This is a genomic window from Anaerospora sp., assembly GCF_032013335.1.
Lineage (GTDB): Bacteria > Bacillota > Negativicutes > Sporomusales > DSM-15969 > Anaerospora.
Window position 1 is genome coordinate 23,387 of the sequence record NZ_DALZUO010000031.1, and the last position, 19,684, is coordinate 43,070.

Annotated in this window: 18 protein-coding genes and 1 riboswitch; of the genes, 17 read left to right on the top strand and 1 reads right to left on the bottom strand. The window is 43.4% G+C overall.

Annotated features, from left to right (window positions below):
* The first annotated feature begins 11 nt into the window (after positions 1-11).
* The 10 genes from sufD (at position 12) to RTR76_RS18385 (ending at position 12,199) form a co-directional block, all read left to right on the top strand.
* A complete protein-coding gene (gene sufD / locus RTR76_RS18340; protein WP_312523570.1) occupies positions 12-1,115 on the top strand; it encodes a Fe-S cluster assembly protein SufD in 1,104 nt (367 codons plus the stop codon).
* The gene (locus tag RTR76_RS18345) at positions 1,105-2,334 is read left to right on the top strand and encodes a cysteine desulfurase (RefSeq protein ID WP_312523572.1); all 1,230 of its coding nucleotides are present in this window, start codon (positions 1,105-1,107) and stop codon (positions 2,332-2,334) included. Before sufD ends, RTR76_RS18345 begins: the two co-directional genes overlap by 11 nt.
* The gene (gene sufU, locus RTR76_RS18350) at positions 2,321-2,752 is read left to right on the top strand and encodes a Fe-S cluster assembly sulfur transfer protein SufU (protein WP_312523577.1); all 432 of its coding nucleotides are present in this window, start codon (positions 2,321-2,323) and stop codon (positions 2,750-2,752) included. The genes RTR76_RS18345 and sufU overlap by 14 nt, the downstream gene beginning before the upstream one ends.
* A gap of 212 nt (positions 2,753-2,964) precedes the next feature.
* Complete coding sequence (locus RTR76_RS18355; protein ID WP_312523579.1) at positions 2,965-3,936, top strand: glycosyltransferase family 2 protein; 972 nt, start codon at positions 2,965-2,967, stop codon at positions 3,934-3,936.
* A gap of 21 nt (positions 3,937-3,957) precedes the next feature.
* The gene (locus tag RTR76_RS18360; protein ID WP_312523583.1) at positions 3,958-4,884 is read left to right on the top strand and encodes an NAD-dependent epimerase/dehydratase family protein; all 927 of its coding nucleotides are present in this window, start codon (positions 3,958-3,960) and stop codon (positions 4,882-4,884) included.
* Between the two features lie 33 nt (positions 4,885-4,917).
* Positions 4,918-6,471: a glycosyltransferase family 39 protein gene (locus RTR76_RS18365; RefSeq protein ID WP_312523591.1), complete on the top strand. Its 1,554-nt coding sequence runs from the start codon at positions 4,918-4,920 to the stop codon at positions 6,469-6,471.
* A gap of 19 nt (positions 6,472-6,490) precedes the next feature.
* Positions 6,491-8,146, top strand: a complete 1,656-nt coding sequence (locus tag RTR76_RS18370; RefSeq protein ID WP_312523593.1) for a glycosyltransferase family 39 protein — start codon at positions 6,491-6,493, stop codon at positions 8,144-8,146.
* 46 nt (positions 8,147-8,192) lie between these two features.
* Positions 8,193-8,885: a response regulator transcription factor gene (locus tag RTR76_RS18375; protein WP_312523597.1), complete on the top strand. Its 693-nt coding sequence runs from the start codon at positions 8,193-8,195 to the stop codon at positions 8,883-8,885.
* A 116-nt stretch (positions 8,886-9,001) separates the two neighbouring features.
* A complete protein-coding gene (locus RTR76_RS18380) occupies positions 9,002-10,603 on the top strand; it encodes a sigma 54-interacting transcriptional regulator (RefSeq protein WP_312523613.1) in 1,602 nt (533 codons plus the stop codon).
* Between the two features lie 204 nt (positions 10,604-10,807).
* Positions 10,808-12,199, top strand: coding sequence for a tryptophanase (locus tag RTR76_RS18385; protein ID WP_312523617.1), 1,392 nt, complete (start codon positions 10,808-10,810; stop codon positions 12,197-12,199).
* 86 nt (positions 12,200-12,285) lie between these two features.
* Here RTR76_RS18385 and RTR76_RS18390 read toward each other — a convergent pair whose 3' ends face one another.
* Positions 12,286-13,671 (bottom strand): sodium:solute symporter family protein, encoded by a 1,386-nt coding sequence (locus RTR76_RS18390; protein WP_312523619.1) that lies wholly within the window; start codon positions 13,669-13,671, stop codon positions 12,286-12,288.
* 87 nt (positions 13,672-13,758) lie between these two features.
* Between RTR76_RS18390 and RTR76_RS18395 the strand changes: the two genes are divergently transcribed.
* The 7 genes from RTR76_RS18395 (at position 13,759) to RTR76_RS18425 (ending at position 19,280) form a co-directional block, all read left to right on the top strand.
* Positions 13,759-14,058 carry a hypothetical protein gene (locus RTR76_RS18395; RefSeq protein WP_312523625.1) on the top strand — a complete coding sequence of 100 codons (300 nt, stop codon included), beginning with the start codon at positions 13,759-13,761 and terminating at the stop codon, positions 14,056-14,058.
* A 262-nt stretch (positions 14,059-14,320) separates the two neighbouring features.
* On the top strand, positions 14,321-14,854 hold the full coding sequence (locus RTR76_RS18400) for a V4R domain-containing protein (RefSeq protein WP_312523627.1): 534 nt from the start codon (positions 14,321-14,323) through the stop codon (positions 14,852-14,854).
* Positions 14,855-14,869: 15 nt separating this feature from the next.
* Positions 14,870-16,090: a SpoIIE family protein phosphatase gene (locus RTR76_RS18405; protein WP_312523629.1), complete on the top strand. Its 1,221-nt coding sequence runs from the start codon at positions 14,870-14,872 to the stop codon at positions 16,088-16,090.
* 17 nt (positions 16,091-16,107) lie between these two features.
* On the top strand, positions 16,108-16,665 hold the full coding sequence (locus tag RTR76_RS18410; RefSeq protein ID WP_312523630.1) for a SiaB family protein kinase: 558 nt from the start codon (positions 16,108-16,110) through the stop codon (positions 16,663-16,665).
* A 16-nt stretch (positions 16,666-16,681) separates the two neighbouring features.
* On the top strand, positions 16,682-17,068 hold the full coding sequence (locus RTR76_RS18415; RefSeq protein ID WP_312523631.1) for a DUF1987 domain-containing protein: 387 nt from the start codon (positions 16,682-16,684) through the stop codon (positions 17,066-17,068).
* A gap of 33 nt (positions 17,069-17,101) precedes the next feature.
* Positions 17,102-18,181, top strand: coding sequence for a helix-turn-helix domain-containing protein (locus RTR76_RS18420; RefSeq protein WP_312523632.1), 1,080 nt, complete (start codon positions 17,102-17,104; stop codon positions 18,179-18,181).
* A 181-nt stretch (positions 18,182-18,362) separates the two neighbouring features.
* The gene (locus RTR76_RS18425; protein ID WP_312523633.1) at positions 18,363-19,280 is read left to right on the top strand and encodes a GGDEF domain-containing protein; all 918 of its coding nucleotides are present in this window, start codon (positions 18,363-18,365) and stop codon (positions 19,278-19,280) included.
* Positions 19,281-19,458: 178 nt separating this feature from the next.
* Positions 19,459-19,545: riboswitch (cyclic di-GMP riboswitch) on the top strand.
* Positions 19,546-19,684: the final 139 nt, after the last annotated feature.

Sequence of the window (19,684 nt, forward strand, 5' to 3'; positions counted from 1 at the left end):
GGGGTGATGACATGGCAAAACACAATGAAAAGGTAAACCCTATTCCTGCACGGACCTGGAACTGGCTGGGAGTCAATGAGAGTACGCTGAACATGGATATGCCGGTGGTCACAGCATATCGTAAGCAGCCGGTATTTCAACGTAGTGAAGCCGTAAAAATAGGGGATATCGGTTCCTTCAAAGATACGATAAAACACCTGGAGAACCAGCTTGAAGCCGGTGTTAGTGACTCGTTAAGTCACTTTGCAGCCGATAGCTATAACAGTGGTTATTTTATTGAAATCGAAGCAGGGAAAAAGGCCGAAACTCCGGTTGTCCTGCAGTACGATTTGAATGAGGAAAATCCGGTGCTTGTTGACAATCATTTCATTCTTGCCCGGGAAAACAGTGAAATAACGGTTGTGATCAATTATCTTTCCCAGGAAGGCAGTAAAGGCTATCATAATGGTGTAACCAGAATCGTTGCTCAGGCCGGAGCAAAAGTGCATCTGGTAAAGGTGCAAATGCTGTCTGGTGATGCGGTCCATATCGATGCAGTAGGGGCCATTACCGGTGATCAGGGACGGGTTGATTGTACACTGATTGAACTGGGAGCCCAGCAGGTGATCACGAATTGCAAGAACCGTCTGACCGGGACAAACAGTGACGGGAACATCAACTCCATTTATTTTGGCGATCAGAACCGGCAGCTAGATATAAATTACGTACTTACCTATCAGGCCAGGGAAACGTCAGGAGTAATCAAAGCACGGGGCGCTCTGCTTGACAATAGTCAGAAAATCTTCCGGGGCACACTCGATTTTATCAGAGGAGCCAAAGGTGCCAATGGGAAGGAAGAGGAATATGCCGTTTTATTGAGTCCTAATGTGCGCAACAGGTCAGTTCCCCTGATGCTGTGTGGCGAGGATGCCGTTCAGGGACAGCATGCTGCCAGCGCGGGAAGGCTGGATGAAGATAAAATGTTTTATCTTATGAGCAGAGGTCTTAGTGAAACGGACGCCAAGAAACTCATCATTGAAGCAGCCTTTCAGCCAATATTGGAAGAGATCCCAATATTGGCCTTACGGGAAGAAATTTCGGGCTATGTCAAAAGGAGGCTACATCATGTCCAATAACTATCGGGCAGACTTTCCTATTCTGCAGCGGACAACGAATGAAAAAAGGCTGGTATATTTGGATAACGGCGCTACTACACAGAAGCCGCTGTCCGTCATTCGCGCTGTTGAACAATATTATCATGCTTTTAATGCAAATCCTCATCGCGGTGCCTATGAGCTTAGCGTCAAAGCGACTGAGATTTATGAGAATACCCGGGATAAAGTTAGGGAGTTCCTGGGAGCAGCCAAATCCAGTGAAATTATTTTCACGAAAAATGCCACAGAATCACTGAACTTGGTAGCGTATAGTTATGGAATGAATTTTATTCAGGCCGGTGATGAGATTGTACTCTCTATTGCAGAGCATCACAGCAATCTGGTGCCCTGGCAGCAAGTTGCCAAAGCAAAAGGCGCTGTCTTAAAGTATTTGTATGTCAGCGATGACGGTACGTTGCCTGAAGCAGAACTGGAGCAAAAAATCACTGCCAAAACCAGACTGGTTGCAATCACCCATGTGTCCAATGTATTGGGGATTATCAATCCTATTAAGCGGATCACTGAACTAGCTCATGCAGTGGGGGCGGTTGTAGTGGTGGATGGTGCTCAGAGCGTTCCTCACCTGCCGGTAAATGTACAGGAGCTGGATGCGGATTTCTTTGTCTTTTCCGGTCACAAGATGCTTGCTCCTATGGGAATTGGCGTTTTGTACGGCAAGGAGGAGCTATTAGAGGCAATGCCTCCCTTCTTATTCGGTGGAGACATGATTGAATATGTTGAAGAGCAGGAAACTACATTTGCACCGCTGCCTGCCAAGTTTGAAGCGGGAACGCAAAATGTGGGGGGAGCTATGGGGCTGTCGGCAGCGATTGACTATCTTCAAGCCATCGGTTTGCCTACTATTGAGGAGGCTGAAAAGGATTTAGTTCGCTATGCAATCGCCGAACTTAGGAAACTGCCCTATATTACCTTATATGGCTGCGGCGATCTCGTTGATAAAACAGGCGTTATATCCTTTAATGTGCAAGATATTCATCCTCATGATGTTTCTTCCATCCTTGATGCAGACGGAATTGCTATCCGGGCAGGTCATCATTGCGCCCATCCTTTAATGAAGTATTTAGGCGTGAATGCTACATGCCGGGCGAGCCTTTATTTTTATAATACACGCAGCGACATTGATGCATTAGTGGATAGCTTAAGCCGTGTTAGGGGAGTGCTGGGCTATGGACTTAAGTGAAATTTATACGGAAATCATTGCCGAACACAGCAAATCGGCGAGAAATAAAAAACATATGACGAATCCTACCTGCATCTTAAAAGGACGAAATCCCAGCTGCGGTGATGAAATTGACCTGGAACTCAAGCTGGAGCAGGGTATCATTATAGAGGCTGCTTTCACTGGCAGCGGGTGCGCTATCTCGCAAGCCTCTACCTCGATGATGATTGACTTGATTCGCGGACAAACGCTGGAAAAGGCGCAGGAACTCATTGCCACCTTTCTGGGAATGATCAAGCGGGAGATTACGGATGACGAAGAACTGGAGGTTTTGGATGAAGCAGCTGCGCTTAAGAATATCTCCAATATGCCTGCCCGTGTAAAATGCGCGGTCTTATCCTGGCATACGCTGGAAGAGGGCATAAAGAAGCACGGTTAAGGTAATCGGTCTCATTGCGGCAGGGGGCGATACTTGTTCGATCTTCGTTGACGGACAGACATGCTATCTTTTTTTGCAGTTACAAAAAAGGCTCAACCATCTTTTCTAACAGATGGTTGAGCCTTTTCATGTTAATTTCAGAATGACTTGCTATACTCAGTCTTGCAATTAACAAAGGGAAAAAATCGCAGGTAGCTGAGGAGGAAAAGCAAATGAGCCTTATTTCAATTGTTGTGCCTGTTTATAACGAGCAGGAAAACATAAAAGTGTTTTATCAGGAAGTTTGTAAATATATGGATCCGTTAGGGTATTCATTTGAACTGCTGTTTATTGATGATGGCTCTTCTGACGGCACTCCCGTTATTCTTGAGCGTTTGTCGCAGCAAGATACAAGGGTAAAAGCAGTTTTGCTTGCCCGTAATTTTGGGCATCAGGTAGCGTTAACCTGTGGGCTGGATTATGCCAAAGGAGATGCAGTGATTACGATGGACGGCGATCTGCAGCATCCTCCGCAGTTGCTGCCGCTATTGCTAAGCAAATGGGAAGAAGGGTTTGAGATTGTTCAAACCATCCGTATAGATACAGCAGGTGTTTCTTGGTTGAAAAAGTTCACCTCAGGCATGTTCTATCGCTTAATCAATGCAATGTCCCAGGTTCCGATCGTCGAAGGCGGCTCAGATTTCCGGCTTCTCGACAGAAAGGTCGTACAAACCTTTCAGCACTTTAAGGAAAAGGCCCGCTTTATCCGCGGGATCATCGGCGGTATGGGATACCGGCAGGCGAAGGTGGAATTTACAGCACCTGCACGCTACGCGGGAAAATCAAAGTTTTCTCCCAGAAAAATGTTATCATTTGCGCTTGATGGCATTACTGCCTATTCCAGGCTCCCGCTTCGCTTTGCCTTATATTTGGGACTGCTCTTTGGAGCACTGAGCTTTGGCGTAACAGTGGACGTGGTGTATACGAAAATGTTTACAGATACTGCTGTTCCGGGGTGGGCTACGATAGCAGCCAGTGTGCTGCTGCTGGGCGGGCTCCAGCTAGTAGGCCTGGGAATTATCGGTGAATACGTCGGGCGCATTTTCGAAGAGGTTAAACAGCGCCCGCTATACTGGGTCAGTGCTGAGCTGCAGAGCAATGCCGTTAATGTTGTTTCGCAGAAACAAGACAAGCTTGGTGCTTGAAAAATGAGAGGGGCGGAAAAGATGAAAGTTTTAGTAACGGGAGGAGCCGGTTTTATTGGCTCACACATTGTGGACACCTTGGTTAAGGCGAATCTGCAGGTATATATCCTGGATAATTTGACAACCGGATCCTTTGGCAACATCAGCCCCGAGGCAGTTTTTCTAAAAAAAGACATTCGCGATGCTGATCTCAAAGAGTTGCTGGCAAGAGAACGTTTTGACTATGTTATTCATCAGGCCGCTCAAACGACGGTAGGTAAATCACTGGAAGAGCCTTATTACGATTGTGATGTTAATATTCGTGGTTTGGTCAATTTGTTGGAGGCATGCCGGTTATCGGAGGTAAAACGGTTTGTTTTTGCATCAAGTGCAGCAATTTATGGCGATACGGCTGCCTTGCCGATTGGGGAAGAATGGGAGAAGCAGCCCGCTTCTTTTTATGGGCAGAGCAAATGGACGGGCGAGCAGTATCTAAATTTGTATTACCAAAACTTTGGTCTTGAATATGTCGCACTGCGCTATGCAAATGTTTTTGGCGAACGTCAGGGTGCCAACGGCGAAGGTGGGGTTATCAGTATATTTCTGAACAAACTGCTTGCCGGCCAAGAGTTAACCGTTTACGGTGATGGGAGCCAGACGCGAGACTACATCTATGTTAAAGATGTGGCACAGGCAAACTATCAGGCCCTATTCTCAGATGCAGCAAACCGGAGCTACAATGTGAGCACAGCGAAAGAGACAAGTATCAATGAATTGCTTGCCTTATTGTCCTCCATGCTCAAGGAGCCAGTCACTGGCAGAAATGCAGCAATGCGCTGTAATGATATACAGCGTTCTGTACTCGCTAACCAGGCAGCCTATAATGGCCTGAAGTGGAAGCCCTCATATACTTTATCTGAAGGGTTAGAGCTAATGCTGCATGCTTTGCAGCAGAGGCTATGCAAATAAATGTGCGAGGTCGACTGGAAAGGGCAGTATACAATGACAGATAAAAATAAATGGCTCCATATAGCAATTATCATCGGCATAGTAGGGATACTGATGTTTTCTTATTTGGGTTCTCAGCCTCTGATGGATCCGGATGAGCCGGTATATGCCGAAACAGCAAGAGAAATGCTGCAGGTTCACGATTTTATTTCTCCCCGCATTTATGGTGACTTCTGGTATGATAAGCCGCCCATGTATTATTGGCTTGTGGCAGCAGCTTCTCAAGTTTTTGGTGGTGGAGAATTTGCCGCGCGCTTTCCTTCTGCTTTTTTTGCGGTTGGAGGATCGCTTTTGGTCTATTTATCAGGACGGAAGCTATTCAATGAACGTGCCGGATTGCTTGCAGCTCTGGTATTAGGAACAAGTCTGGAGTATTTCTATTTAGGCAATGCAGCCGTTACGGATATGACGCTGACCTTCTTTTTGCTAGCGGCACTCTTGTCCTTTCTGCATAAAAACTACTATTTGCTTTATAGTTTTGCTGCTCTTGGAGTGGTCACCAAGGGGCCGGTTGCACTGTTTTTCTGTGTGGTGATCATAGGCGGATATCTGATGTTGACAAGTACACTGGCAACAGTCAAGCAGATGAAGGCAGGTAAGGGAATCCTCCTTTTTGCAGTTATTGCACTTCCCTGGTATGTGGCTATGTATTATTTTCATGGGATGGACTTTATTGACACATTCTTAGGCTTTCACAATGTTACTCGCTTTTTACAGCCGGAACATTCGTCGGGAAAGCTATGGTATTACTATATTCCGGTAGTCATTCTGGGCTTTTTTCCTTGGACTGCCTTCTTAGCTCAAGCTTGTTATACAGGCTGGAAAGAGCAAGGTCAGGAGCGAAAAACCTGTACGTTTCTGCTCATATGGATTGTGACAGTGTTTGGCTTCTTCTCTCTTTCCCAGACGAAGTTAGTTTCGTATATTTTGCCCATGTATCCTCCGTTAGCGATGCTAGTGGGCTATTATTTTGACAAAGCCTGGACACAAGGGCGATATAAGGCGCTGAAGCTTTCAGCCATCGCTTTTGGAGGGGCTGCCGCAATCCTCATTGCAGGCTTGTCTTACGCCAGTGCAGTGGTGTCGGCAGAGCTTATCTTTCCGGTTAGGATGATAGCAGGAGTGTTGACGATACTGGCCGCTGCCGTTTTGTATCATAGTTATCGTCATGATTTTGGCAAGGTGTTTATCACGTATGTAGTGGGAATGGTTGTGTTCACAGCCTTTTTAATGCTCCATACACTTCCTGTTATTACCCCCGCAGTTTCGGTAAAACCGATGGTTGAAGAATTTAAGCAGCAGTATGATGGTCAAGCGCCGGTCTATATTGCCAAATTTTATCGGCCAGGCTTTGTGTACTACAGCGGACTAGCAGGTATTGAGCTGAATTCGGAAGAACTGGCCGCGGCTGTGCTAGAAAAAAACGATAAAGCTTATTTTATTGTGCAAAAAGAAAAATATGACAAGCTGAACTCGGATATTCGGAGTAAGCTTCGCGTATTAGCTGCCCATGAGGATAAAATCTTGTTTGTACGTGATGGTAATTAGCTTGGGTGGGAGGAAGCGTATGAATGTAAAAACAACTGCAGCGGCAGAGAAGCAGGTTTGTCACAAGTGGAATTGCCTGAGCATATTTCTTCTCTCTTTTTTCATTTATATGCTCTTTAATCAAATGGTCCCGATCACCGACCCCGTAGAAGCAAACTATGCGCTCACTGCAAAAGAAATGGTGCTCTCAGCAGACTGGCTGTCACCAAGGATATATGGCAATGTTTGGTTCGATAAGCCGGTGCTTTTCTATTGGCTTACGGCTATAGCTTTTCAGCTTTTCGGGTTTTCCGAATGGGCGGCACGGTTAATGCCGGCAGTTTTCGCAGCCGCAGGACTTGTGCTGATATATTGGTTTGTAATTAAAATTACGTATAAGCCGATAGCGGTTTTGTCGGTGGTGATTCTGGGGACATCCTTTGAGTATACCGTGCTGGCGAAGTTAGTTATTACAGATATGGTCTTTTTTTTGTTTAACAGTGCTGCGCTGATCTTTTTTTATTTTGGATATGTAAAAATGGATGGTAAGAAGCGTTGGTATCTTGGTATGTATGCTAGCATGGCTTTAGCAGTATTGACCAAAGGTCCCGCCGGAGCATTGCTGCCAGGCTTAGTCATTTTGCTCTTTTTAATTCTGAGGCGTAAATGGACAAAGCTAAGAGAAATAGTGACACCGCAGGGGATTATCCTCTTTATAGTTGTGGCGCTGCCCTGGTATGCTGCGATGTATTTTCTGCATGGGGCTGAGTTTATCAATACTTTTTTTGGAGTGCACAATTATCTTCGGGCAACAGTGTCCGAGCATCCAGCGGATGACGTGAGCTATTATTATCTTGTTGTATTTGTGCTAAGCATGCTGCCATGGTCGGCTTTAGCCATCAAAGCTTTACTACAAAGCTGTAAAGACCTGCGTACCAATGCTTCTCCTCTCTTGTTGTTTCTCCTCCTGTGGGTAGCGACATATTTTGGAGTTTACTCAGCTATGGCCACTAAATATTTAACTTACACGTTTCCTATACTTCTTCCGGTAGCGGTATTAACTGCCGTACACCTTGAGGGCATGCTTGCGCGAGGCAACAAAAAGGCAATTATCTACTGGCTGGGGGGACCGCTAGTACTATTGCTTTGTGTGTATATAATCATTGCACACCATTATTTAGCGAGTTTTGTGCTTTGCGTAGCGGCAATTATGTTACTTTTACTCTTGATGGCATTTTTGTGGAAGTCAAAAAATCGCAATACGGCTTACCTTTTTAATGTACTTTGTTTATGTCATATGGGGTCCTATATTTTACTTTCTTTTTTTGTATTTCCTGTCATAGCTGAAACCCGATCTGGGAAAAGCTTAGCAGAAAATATTGACGCATTAGGAATAGAGAAGATTGGTCTATATCAGTTTTACAGTACATCGGCGGTATTTTATAACGGAAATATTGCCGTAAAACTTGAACGGGACGATGTGCTAGATTTGCACCAGCATAGGGAAATGAGTTGGTCAAGTAAATATACAATGCCTCTTCAAGGAGTAACTGATTTTGCGCAAAAGTCCCCCAATAGCCTGATTGTGGTACCGGATAAGCAAAAGAAAATATTTCTCGAAGAAACAGTTTCCTTTAACCCTCAACTGGTAAAATACAGTAAAGAATTGAATTATTATTATATTGATAACAGATAAGAGTGACTTGAGGAACTTGAGGAACTACTGGAAGGAGGTTGCCTGTATGCGGATATTACTTGCTGAAGCTGATGCCAAGCTGGGTAATAAAATCAAACATATGCTGGAAGAAGCTGCAAACCAGGTTGACTGGGTAGTAAACGGTGATATGGCATTCGAATATGCTCTTCATGCTCCCTATGACGTTGTTATTCTTGATTGGATGATCCCCGGACAAACAAGTGTTAGTATCTGTAAGAGTTTGCGCATACGTGGTTATCGGGGGGCAATTCTGATGCTGATGGCAAAAGAGGCTGATCAGGATCGTATTGCAGACCTAAGTACCTCCGCTGATGCTTGGTTTGTCAAATCGATTGAGCTCACAGAATTGCTTGCACAGGTCCAGGCATTGGCAAGGCGCAGCAGAGCGAAAATGTCTGATGAAATTTTACAAGTTGGCAATTTGATTTTTAATTGCGTAACATATTGTATACGGCAGGGAGAAACGGAAATACAGCTTACCAGCCGGGAATTTCAATTGCTTGATTTGCTTGTGCGAAATCAGGAGCGCGTGGTGCCGAGAGAGTTTATTTTAGAGCGGATATGGGGAGTGGAAGCAGCTGTATCTTCCAATAATCTCGATGCTTATGTACGATTGCTGCGAAAGAAACTGAGGATGTTTAATAATGAAGTGATCATACAAACGATTCGCGGCATTGGCTATAAGCTAAAGGTTCACGATGTTTGTCAGAATCGGTAGAGTGGGCAAATTGAAATCAGGCCTTCTGGGGATAACCCCCCGGAAGGCTTTTTATCATGTGCTGGAGAAGGTAGTACTGGCTATCCCTACATCACAATATGAAGGGCGGAATAAACGTGCGTGAATATATCATACAGATTGATTTTGTAAATTGCCCTGGCTTGGGTTATGAGATATTTAGAATTACAGAGAAAAATAACATTGATAAAATTGCTATGGAGGTTATTCCTAATCATGGAATGGTCATTCAGTTTCAATGTGCTGCCGAAGAGCAGGTTACCTGTTTAGTAGCCGAGCTTACCGCACTTAAAAATATTACCTCTGTTGCCTTTCGCACGCAAATGCCTTATCAGGAAAAAGAAATTGAACTGCGGACTATCCTTAATTCCGTTAACGAAGGAGTCCTGGCGGTTAATAAAGAGGGAGTCATTTCACACATTAATGATGTTACTTGCAATATACTACAGTGCACGATGGAAGAAGCCCTGGGGTTAAAGGTGGAAGAGCTGGTAGGTGAGGCACCGCCTATTCTTGAAGCGCTGAGATTTGGACACATATCAAAGCTGAAAAAATGGCAAGTAACAAGAAATGAGAAGGTTTTACAATTCCTATCAGGCAGTATACCTATCCGGAATGACCAGGGAGAAATTATCGGCGCAGTGGCAACCATTCAGGATTTTCAACAAGTAGAGAAGGTTATTTTACATGCGGAAAAAGCGAACCGCTTTACGTTTGACGATATTGTACACCAAAGTCCTTCCATGATTAGGTTAATCGCTTCCGCCCGTACGGTAGCCAGAAACTCTTCTACCATATTATTGCGAGGGGAAAGTGGTACAGGTAAGGAGTTGTTTGCAACAGCTATTCATGCAGCGGGGACGAGAGGGAAAAATCCTTTTATCCCCATCAACTGTGCTGCTTTAACAGAGAGCTTGCTGGAAAGTGAGTTGTTTGGTTATGAAGAAGGCGCTTATACTGGTGCAGTTAAGGGCGGACGGCAGGGTCTTTTTGAACAAGCCAACGGTGGTACCTTGTTTCTTGACGAAATAGGAGATATATCGCTAAGGCTGCAGGTGCGCCTGCTGCGGGTTTTGCAGGAAGGCAGTATTCGCAGAGTAGGCGGGAATAAAGATATTCGTGTAGATGTGCGAATTATAGCCGCGACCCATCGCAATTTGGAAGAGATGATAAGGTCCGGCGAATTCCGGGATGATTTGTACTACCGGCTTAACGTTATTCCGCTGGTAATCTTGCCTCTGCGGGAACGAAAAGAGGATATACCCTTATTGGCCCAACATTTAATCCGCAAGATTTGCAACAAGATACAGAAGCCGGAAGTGCATTTAACCAAGGAAAGCGTCGAGCTTTTGGTAACTCAGAAATGGCCGGGAAATGTACGGCAGCTGGAAAATACGTTAGAGCGATTGATTAATTTAATTGATACGACGGAAATCAGGCCAGAGCATTTCTGGGATTGGACAGACATTATTGATCATACTGCCTTGAAAAGCAGTATGATCAATAAAAAACAACAGACCTTGCAAGTAAATATTCCCCTTTGTGATGAGTGGCCGCACTTGAGGGATGTTGTAGCAAATGTTGAAAAAGAAGTGATTACCAGCGTGTTAAAGAAATATCCTTCGTCCAGATTAGCGGGGCAAGTCTTAGGAGTATCTAACACCACCATCTTAAATAAAATCCGTGAGTATAAAATTTGAGAATACGCACGTGAATTGATAAAAATTGTAGTTTGCCAGTATAGAAGAAAGTGATAAGTTTTCTTATCAACGTGATAAGAATTTTTGACAAGTAAATTTATCAGCGCAGCCGGAAACCACCGGCTGCGCTGATTTTTCATTTGGCATGATAGTTGCGAGGTAGGTGTGTATGAGCAGATCATTGATAATTTGGGAGGAATTTTTATGGCAATTAAGTATATTCCTGAACCTTTTAGAATTAAAATGGTAGAACCCATTAAAATGCTTACCCGTGAAGAAAGAGAACAAAAAATTAAAGAAGCAAAATACAATGTATTTAATCTTGCAGGGCAGGACGTGTACATTGATTTATTAACAGATTCCGGGACGAATGCGATGTCTGATCAAATGTGGGCAGGTATTATGAGGGGGGACGAGGCTTACGCCGGTTCCTCCAGCTATTATAAGCTGCTTGAAGCAGGCAAGGATATTTTTAACTACGGTTTTATTCAGCCTGTTCATCAGGGCCGTGCAGCTGAGAAAGTTCTTTTTGGCACAATGCTTGAGCAGGGCAAAGTGGCGATCTCGAATATGTTTTTTGACACAACAAGGGCTCATGTGGAATTATGCGGAGCCCGTGCTATTGACTGTGTTGTTGAGGAAGCGAAGGATCCGGTTAAAAGAGCTCCCTTTAAAGGCAATATGGATGTCAAAAAAATGGAGAGTTTTATTCAAGAATACGGTGCTGAGAATGTTGGCTTAGTTGTTGTAACGATTACGAATAATTCTGCCGGCGGACAGCCTGTATCGGTGCAGAATATCCGCGATGTAGCTGCTGTCTGCAAGAAATATCATATTCCCTTGAATATTGATGCTGCCCGTTATGCTGAGAATGCTTATTTTATCAAACTGCGTGAAGAAGAATTTAAAGACCAATCAATCAAGGAAATCATTAGAGCCATGTTTGACTGCGCTGATATGTTTACGATGTCCGCGAAAAAGGATACGGTAGTCAATATGGGGGGCTTAATCGGAGTAAAAGATGCAAACTCGCCACTGATCCTGCCTATTAAAGCACGTTGTATTTCGTATGAAGGCTTTACAACTTATGGCGGATTATCGGGAAGGGATCTCGAAGCGCTGGCTATTGGATTGTATGAAGGGCTTGATGAAAACTATTTGAGATACCGCATCGGGCAAATGGAATATCTGGCGGCACGCTTAGATGATGCCGGTATCGCTTACCAGGCACCAGTAGGTGGGCATGGCGTATTCGTTGATGCCCAGGCCATGTTTCCGCAGCTGCCCTACCATGAGTTTCCTGGTCAGGTGCTTGCGATTGAGCTGTACAAGGAAGCCGGAATCCGGTCTTGTGATATCGGTTCCTATATGTTAGGGAATGATCCTGATACAAAAGAACAGCTTCATGCAGCCTTTGAGTTTACCCGGTTGGCTATTCCGCGCCGTGTATATACGCAGAGTCATTTTGATATTATGGCAGATGCGCTGATTGCAATTAAAGAGAGAGCGCATGAGATTAAAAGGGGATACAGAATTGTCTGGGAGCCTCCTATCCTTCGTCACTTTCAGGCAGAGCTTGTACCAATCGAAGAATAGAAAAGCTCAAATAGCTGAGCAGTAAGACCCGTAAATGCGAAAATGAGATAAAGTAAAGGCAGCGGAGCATCTCTCCGCTGCCTTTACTAGTTTGTTTCTGTATTCTGACCAGATCGTATCAGTCCAAAAGAGATAATTACGGTGCTTACTGTGATGCCTGCAGATAAAGGATCTAGTGGGAGGCGTAATATGGCGCAGCCTACTGCGGCAGCAGTACTTATCATCATAGAAGAAATAGCCCAGCTTTTTTTTAATCTGCCTGGAGCAAATATTGCTAATGAAAGAGGAAGAAAAACTCCGCTACCTCTGAGCGCCATAGACAAATAGTTCCAGGCTAATACCTGGGATTTTAGGTTTAAGATGGCAATTAGAACGGCAGTTAACGTTACAGACAGGACCGTAATGCGATTAATCCATAATAAAGTTTTTTCTGCTTTAATCTGTAACAGTTCGAAGCAGAGATCCTTAGCAACCATCGTTCCAATTCCTAAAGACAGCCCCGCAATTGAGCCAATTAAAGATAACAGGATCCCGGCTAACCCAACTCCTCCCAGCCAGGCGGGCTGATACTGGAGCAAATAGATTGGTAAAACCAAGATTGGCAGGACCGGGGGATGGGCTGCCTGCATGTACATGGCAATTGCAATAGACGGCAGGCCGACTGGAATTACGACAAGCGCTGCTGTAAAAGCACCGATCGAAGCGGTGCGGGAATCAGAAGCAGAAAAAATTGCCTGTATATATGTTTGGGTACAAATAATGCCGACAATCAGTGAGAAAAGATTACTAAGCGCTGCTCCAAAACCATTGCCAAAAAGGCTAAACCATGGGTAGACCGGAAAAACTATTTCTAAAGCAGACATACTTTGTAAAGCAGAGTAGGCAGTTTCACCTGCCGCAAACAGAGTTAGCCAGACAATTCCAAGCTTGAGCATTCCTGATATCCCGGAGCCTTTCATTCCACCGAAGAAGACATAAGCAGTTACTAAGAATATCAATAGTATCGCTGCCATCCAAGGGGTAATAGTAAATATTGCTGCGATAATCTGTATTGCAGGCAAACAGCTTGCTACGGCACTAAATAAAATGCCGATCGATGAAATGACACTGGCGATCGGACCTGCTTTTTTTCCATAGTTAAGGACGAGATATTGCGGAATGGTTTCTAATCCGGTACTGCGCAGCGGACGTGCGTAGAATAGTCCCATGATGATAAAGGCAATCCCTGAGCCTAGGGTAAACCACCAAGCAGAAAGTCCCGCTGAATAGGCCAATTGGGCAGTTCCTACCGTAGCTCCCCCGCCTACAACGGTTCCCGCAATACAGCCAGCAATAAGCGGTGCTCCCGCTGTTCGTCCACCTAGACTATAGTCCTGAGCAGATTTTACCGATCGTGAAGAATAGAGACTGCTGCCAATAACAATGATCAGCGTAATAAGTAAGCTGGATAAGTGAATGCCGTTGAGTTCCATACAAAATCTCCTTACGATTGTTCTAACTTCAAATACCGCCTGCGTAGCATTATATGGAGCAAGGCGTAAGCAAAAGGAGGGATGTAAGTGGTCAGTTTTGATCGGGAAGCGGTGCGAAGACTCATGTTGGAAGATGGTTATCAAGAAACGCAGATAGATGATTCTGTTACTAGTGTAAGTCATTTGGATCAAAAGCTGCAGCCTCTCATTGATGCATATGTAAAAAACAAGTCAATTACCAAGAAATTCGCGATAGAAGGTCTGACGGTAATGATGATTATGGAAAAGTTTGACTGTGATTTTTGGGTGGGGTTAGAATTCCTGGATGATTTTATTGATGACCCTGAACAAGCGGAAATGCTAAAAGAATTCTCTTTGTTTAATTAAATCTATTGGTCATAGTATTCAAATTTCCTTCTCACCCTGCAAGAATGAATAGGGAGATAGCGGAGATCCTCAGCTGAAAAGCTGAGGATATTTTACTTTATAAATTCACATACCCTTAGCTCGCCGGAGCCTGTTCGCTGTAACGAATTTGGACAATATCTGTTTGTTTGGAAGGAAAAATGTTGGTAAATTACGAATAATTACCAATAATGATGAATTTTGTCTTCTGATTGATAAAACATGATAGGCTGGGGTGAGCTGTGTGTATAAATTCAAGGATGATCAGCAAAATGATAAATTTGATTGGGAATGTTTAGGGGACATTGGCTCTGGACGGGCTAACTTAGGAGCAGATATGCCGGTTCTTGTTTATCGCTTATTTCAGTTTACATTGCGTGATGTGTTGAACCGTGAATATGGCTGCGAGCAGGCCAGCAACCTTCTGCGAGAGGCTGGAAAACTTGCAGGTACGGAGTTCTGTAAAAATATGATAGATAAAAATCTTGAATTTGACAGCTTTGTTGCTCAACTGCAGAAGAAGCTGGCAGAACTCAAGATCGGTATTCTTCGCCTGGAATCGGCAGATATGGATAAATTGGAGTTTATTTTAACAGTAGAAGAAGATTTGGACTGCTCCGGACTGCCTATTACAGAGGAATCAGTCTGCGATTACGATGAAGGATTTATTGCTGGTATACTCAATGAATACACAGGCAAGCAGTTTACTGCAAAGGAAATCGACTGCTGGGCGACCGGAGACCGCACGTGCCGGTTTCTCGTCACTTGTAGCGGCTGATTATCAGGTGTGTGTATGAATGATCATGATGTGACGGCGGCCAGTCAATTGCAAGCAGGCTTCAAGCTGCTAATACAAGGTAAATATCCGGATGAAATATCGGTAACAGAGTGCAGTGAGCCGCTGGCGGAAGTGGTAATCTCTTTCAATCGCTTAGCCAGGCAGTTGAAGGAACTGTACGAATATACAATACCTTTGACCAGAGGTGTCCTGAATGCCCAACGTCCGGGGAAAACGAATTTTTTAGCCAGCGGGCTGAAAGAACTCCATTCTAAGCTTAGTCACCTGACCTGGCAGGCTCAACAGATAGAAAAGGGTGACTACCAGCAGCGAATTGATTTCATGGGAGAGTTTTCTCTTGCATTTAACTCCATGGTGGTCAAACTAGAGGAGCGGGAACAACTCTTAAAGGGAGAAATCCTGATCAGGCAAAAGGCCGAGCAAGAGGTTCGGTTACAAAACAGATTCATTACGGACAGTATCCACTATGCTGCCGTTATTCAACGGTCGATGTTACCCAATTCAGAGCTAATGGCTGGTTTTGCATCGGCGTCATTTGTTATCTGGAAGCCCCGTGACATTGTGGGCGGAGATTTTTATTGGATTGTTCCCCGCGTTGGCGGCTTTATGGCAGCAGTTATTGACTGCACTGGACATGGTGTACCAGGGGCATTTATGACACTAGCAGTTAATCAAATGCTTAAAGCTTTTGAAAACAAGTTAGATCTTACGCCTGCTGATCTTCTTACGATTTTGGATGAAAAAGTGCGGGAGACTTTTTACTCATCAGGCACCAATCACGATCATCTCTATGCCGGTTTGGATATGGGGCTGGTTTTCGTTAACTGTGGTGAGCGGAAAATCGTATTTTCTGGGGCACGGCTGCCGCTGTTTCATCTGCGTAATAAAAAAATAAAAGAAATTTCCGGCTCCAGGCGCAGTATTGGCTATGAAGCAAGAAACCGTTTGGGGAAGAAGGCGGCTAATTCTTTTCAAAACAGAGAAATTACCTATAAGGATGGGGATAGGTTGTATTTGTCTACTGACGGCTTTTTTGATCAGCATGGCGAGAATGACTCGAATCCTTTTGGCATGGATAATTTTGCACAATTACTGCTGGAGAACGAAGCACTTCCGCTGGAAGAACAAAAAAACGTTTTGATGGATAGTCTTCACGCGTACATGGGAAGCGAAAAACAACGCGATGATATTACGGTTATCGGCTTTGAGCTTTAAAAGGAGGCTTGTAGATTGTGATTAATGAAAATCTGCATCAATTGATTGGTGAATTGACTAGCTATGGAATTATTGTGAGTTTTAACGGCTCTTTCACCCAAGGGATTATTGAAGAGATCGGGACAGCAATCACGTCCTATTTGCAAGCAGAAAAAGGGACTGACGAAACCGACAGCCACAATGTGTTTTCCGTTTATATTGAGCAGGCGCAAAATATTAAAACTTATTTCTTAAAGAAAGCCTTAGGTAATGATCAGCTGGAAATCAGTCGTCGTGCTTTCGAAAGTATTATTGTTATCGGACGGCAGAAAGAACGGTTCTTTGTTTGCTCTGGTAATTTGGTGCATAATGAAGATGTAGAAAAGTTGAAAGAGCGCATTGATTATCTTAATACCTTAACAAAAGAACAGTTAAAACAATTTTATAAAGCAACATTAAGAAAAACCAGCAATACTTCTGAAAGCGCTGGTTTAGGAATTATTGATATGGCACGCAAGGCGGCGTTCCCTCTCGAGTATATGTTCATGGCACGTGATGAGCAATACTCTTTTTTCACTCTAAAAGTAAGCCTGTAGCAAGGAGGTTTTGTTGTTGGAACGGTTATATCGGGCAAGTACAAAGTCCTCGCCGGAAGTTGATTTCAATCCGGAAGCAGGAGTTTTAAAAATAATGGGACAATCCTACCCTGAAAATCCACCAGCATTTTATCATGATTTATTTGTGTGGCTGAAAAAGTATCTGGCTGCTGCAGATCATGAAATTATTGTTGAACTAAATATTTCATATATGAATACCAGCAGTACAAAATGCATAATGGATATGATCTATTTGTTGGAGGATGCGTTTAATGCCGGAGCCAACGTCTGCATCAATTGGCATTATACAGCAAGAAACAGAAGCATGAGGGAATGCGGTGAGGAGTTTCGTGAAGAACTTAATGTGAAATTTAATGTAATTGCCGAAGAGGTTTACCAATAATCATCCCCCAATTAGGGGACTCCGAATTTAGAGGTGTTTGAATTGGGTAGTGATATTCGCCAGTTGTTTCAAGAGGAGTTAGAACAATTAGCGCAAATTAAAGGGATATGCAATGATCAACAATATATAGATAATGAATTGCTCGTTCAGTATAAGCACATGGCTGCTATCTTTGAAAGAAATCTCCAATCTATGATGAAGATGACCAAAATAAGTGATTCTCAGCAAGTGTACTTGCAGGAGATTCAACATGAATTAGAGCGGGAAATTGAAGAAAGAATTAAGGCCGAGGAAAAGGTTGTCCATTCCTATAATCGACACCGGCGCAATCAGTTTCTGCTTGAATTAGCGGAAGGGAGCCGCATTTTTGATGAAACGGCCTGGAGTGTGGCGCGGCAGTTAAAGTTGTATTTGCCAGCGATGTTTCATGTATTTTATATACAGTTAACCAGCTGGCAAGGCAATCCGCTCAGCCAGACTACTGTGGATGCAGCTGAAGTACAGATCATTATCGATATGATGGTAGATAAGCTGAATGCCTACCAGGGCGTTGTGGCATGGGAATGGGGCAATGGTATCGGTGTGCTCCACACTGCATTAACGGGAGACTCGAAAGAACGGCAAATACATACCGGTCTTGAATTGAAAAAACAGTTGGAACACAACCTTTCCCAGTTTGGACTTTCAGTAGGGACTGCCGGTAAGCAAGGCAAAGTGGAAAGCTTTGCCTTGCTTTGTTATCAGGCAAGAGCGGCAGCGAATCTTGGCTTACGACTTTGGCCAGAGAGGGAAATTCATCACTATTATGATGGGCAGGCCTACCAGCTGCTTTATCCATTGGCTGACGGGCAGGATGCTGCCGAATTCATTGACCGAATGGTGGGCAAGTTAATAAACTATGATCGGGAAAATAATACCGACCTGATGATGACACTAAAGAAAATCATTCAGTCTTCTAATCTGAAAGTTGTTGCCCAGGATATGTTTCTTCACCACAAAACAATTGTGTCCCGGAAGCAGCGGATAGAAAGCATTTTGGGGGCCTCGATCGAGACCTTTGAGACCAGGTTTAATATAGCCATTGCATTGCATTTACTGCAATTCCGCTGTTAAGGATTACTGTAGTACGGCTCGTTATCCTCTGATGATATTTCAGAGGATTTTTTTTTATCCTCCCAGCCAATAGGAATTAAATAAATCATTTGCTATAGTTAGGCTAGCATACTGGCCGGGCCTTGGCTTTCTCCACATGCTGAATGCTGGTTATGGTGACCTGAGAAAGCGGGTGATTATATTGAATTTCCTGAGAAGCGATAATGTAGAATATCTATTCAATATGGTACCTGTACCGATACTGATGGTATCAAGAAATGAGCTGCAGATAGTACGATTAAACGCGGCTGCTGTTAGCTTTTTACGATATGCGGAAGACGAAAATGCAGCAAACTTGATAAACAGCTTCTTTGATATAGAACATAAAAATTTCAAAGCCTGGAAGCAATGTATTCAAAATAACTGTATGGACATACCTGAATATGTCTTATTGCTGAAAGATCAACAAAAAATCGTAAAAATTCATACTGCTTCCGTTACCTTTAAAGGGATGTCCCATGTATTACTTAGCTTAGTTGATATAACTACGACGCATAATCAAATCAAAAAATTAGAGCAGCTTGCAATGATGGATGACATGACTGGGTTGCTGAATCGCAGAACTTTTCGCGTAAATCTAGAAATGGCATTACAGAAATTACGGGCCGAAGACGGCATATTCTTTCTGGCATTCATGGATTTAGATGATTTAAAGAAGGTTAATGATACTTATGGCCATCTAGAGGGTGATTGGTATATTAACACGTTCACCTCGCTTCTTCTTAAAACACTACGGAGAACCGACATTGCCGGCAGAATCGGAGGCGATGAGTTTGCAGTAATATTCAGCCAATGCTCAGTGTCTTATGCCGAGCAAAGTATTAACCGCCTTCAGCAGCAACTGAAGACTATTTCAGCATCGGTGAATAAACCCTTTTCTATGGGGGTAAGTACGGGATTAATCATGGTAGACAGCAGGATGGAAGTAGGCGTTGATGCTTTATTACATATAGCAGATGAGGCAATGTATAATAAAAAGTATTGTCAGAGTACGAAAAAAGATGCATTACTTGCAAGAGCAGAAAAGTTTGGTATTAAGAATCATGATAGTTTTTGGTAAAGTAACTTCTCCAGTTTTATTTTTAGTTATTTCACACAATATCAATGAATGTTAGAAAAAATTACAAATCTAATAAGAGTGATTCCGTTATAATAAAGCTTGATACAAATTATATAATAATGATAAAATGTAAAAATAGTGACTCAAATTGCCAATTATGTTTTTAAAAATAAAATAAGGCAATAAACTGCAAACTTATTGAAAAGTAAGGACGCAAAGCTATGGGTCTACGTACATTTTTGTATATGGCTGCCAGGTTGCAAAATGCAGCCTGGCATTTCTTATGTTTTAATCTAAATCGCTCTTTATTGGCAACAGTTTTTACAGTACTTAGCAATTATGATGATTTTTGTACTTATCTAGCAGGGCGGTGAAATAATCACGTGAAGAAATCCGTAAGAATG

What these genes read in the sequence shown, in the direction of transcription:
- RTR76_RS18370 (WP_312523593.1), top strand. Translation starts at nt 6,491, where the DNA reads ATGAATGTAAAAACAACTGCAGCGGCAGAGAAGCAGGTTTGTCACAAG.
- sufU (WP_312523577.1), top strand. Translation starts at nt 2,321, where the DNA reads ATGGACTTAAGTGAAATTTATACGGAAATCATTGCCGAACACAGCAAA.
- RTR76_RS18365 (WP_312523591.1), top strand. Translation starts at nt 4,918, where the DNA reads ATGACAGATAAAAATAAATGGCTCCATATAGCAATTATCATCGGCATA.
- RTR76_RS18345 (WP_312523572.1), top strand. Translation starts at nt 1,105, where the DNA reads ATGTCCAATAACTATCGGGCAGACTTTCCTATTCTGCAGCGGACAACG.
- RTR76_RS18360 (WP_312523583.1), top strand. Translation starts at nt 3,958, where the DNA reads ATGAAAGTTTTAGTAACGGGAGGAGCCGGTTTTATTGGCTCACACATT.
- sufD (WP_312523570.1), top strand. Translation starts at nt 12, where the DNA reads ATGGCAAAACACAATGAAAAGGTAAACCCTATTCCTGCACGGACCTGG.
- RTR76_RS18405 (WP_312523629.1), top strand. Translation starts at nt 14,870, where the DNA reads ATGAATGATCATGATGTGACGGCGGCCAGTCAATTGCAAGCAGGCTTC.
- RTR76_RS18390 (WP_312523619.1), bottom strand. Translation starts at nt 13,671, where the DNA reads ATGGAACTCAACGGCATTCACTTATCCAGCTTACTTATTACGCTGATC.
- RTR76_RS18375 (WP_312523597.1), top strand. Translation starts at nt 8,193, where the DNA reads ATGCGGATATTACTTGCTGAAGCTGATGCCAAGCTGGGTAATAAAATC.
- RTR76_RS18385 (WP_312523617.1), top strand. Translation starts at nt 10,808, where the DNA reads ATGGCAATTAAGTATATTCCTGAACCTTTTAGAATTAAAATGGTAGAA.
- RTR76_RS18355 (WP_312523579.1), top strand. Translation starts at nt 2,965, where the DNA reads ATGAGCCTTATTTCAATTGTTGTGCCTGTTTATAACGAGCAGGAAAAC.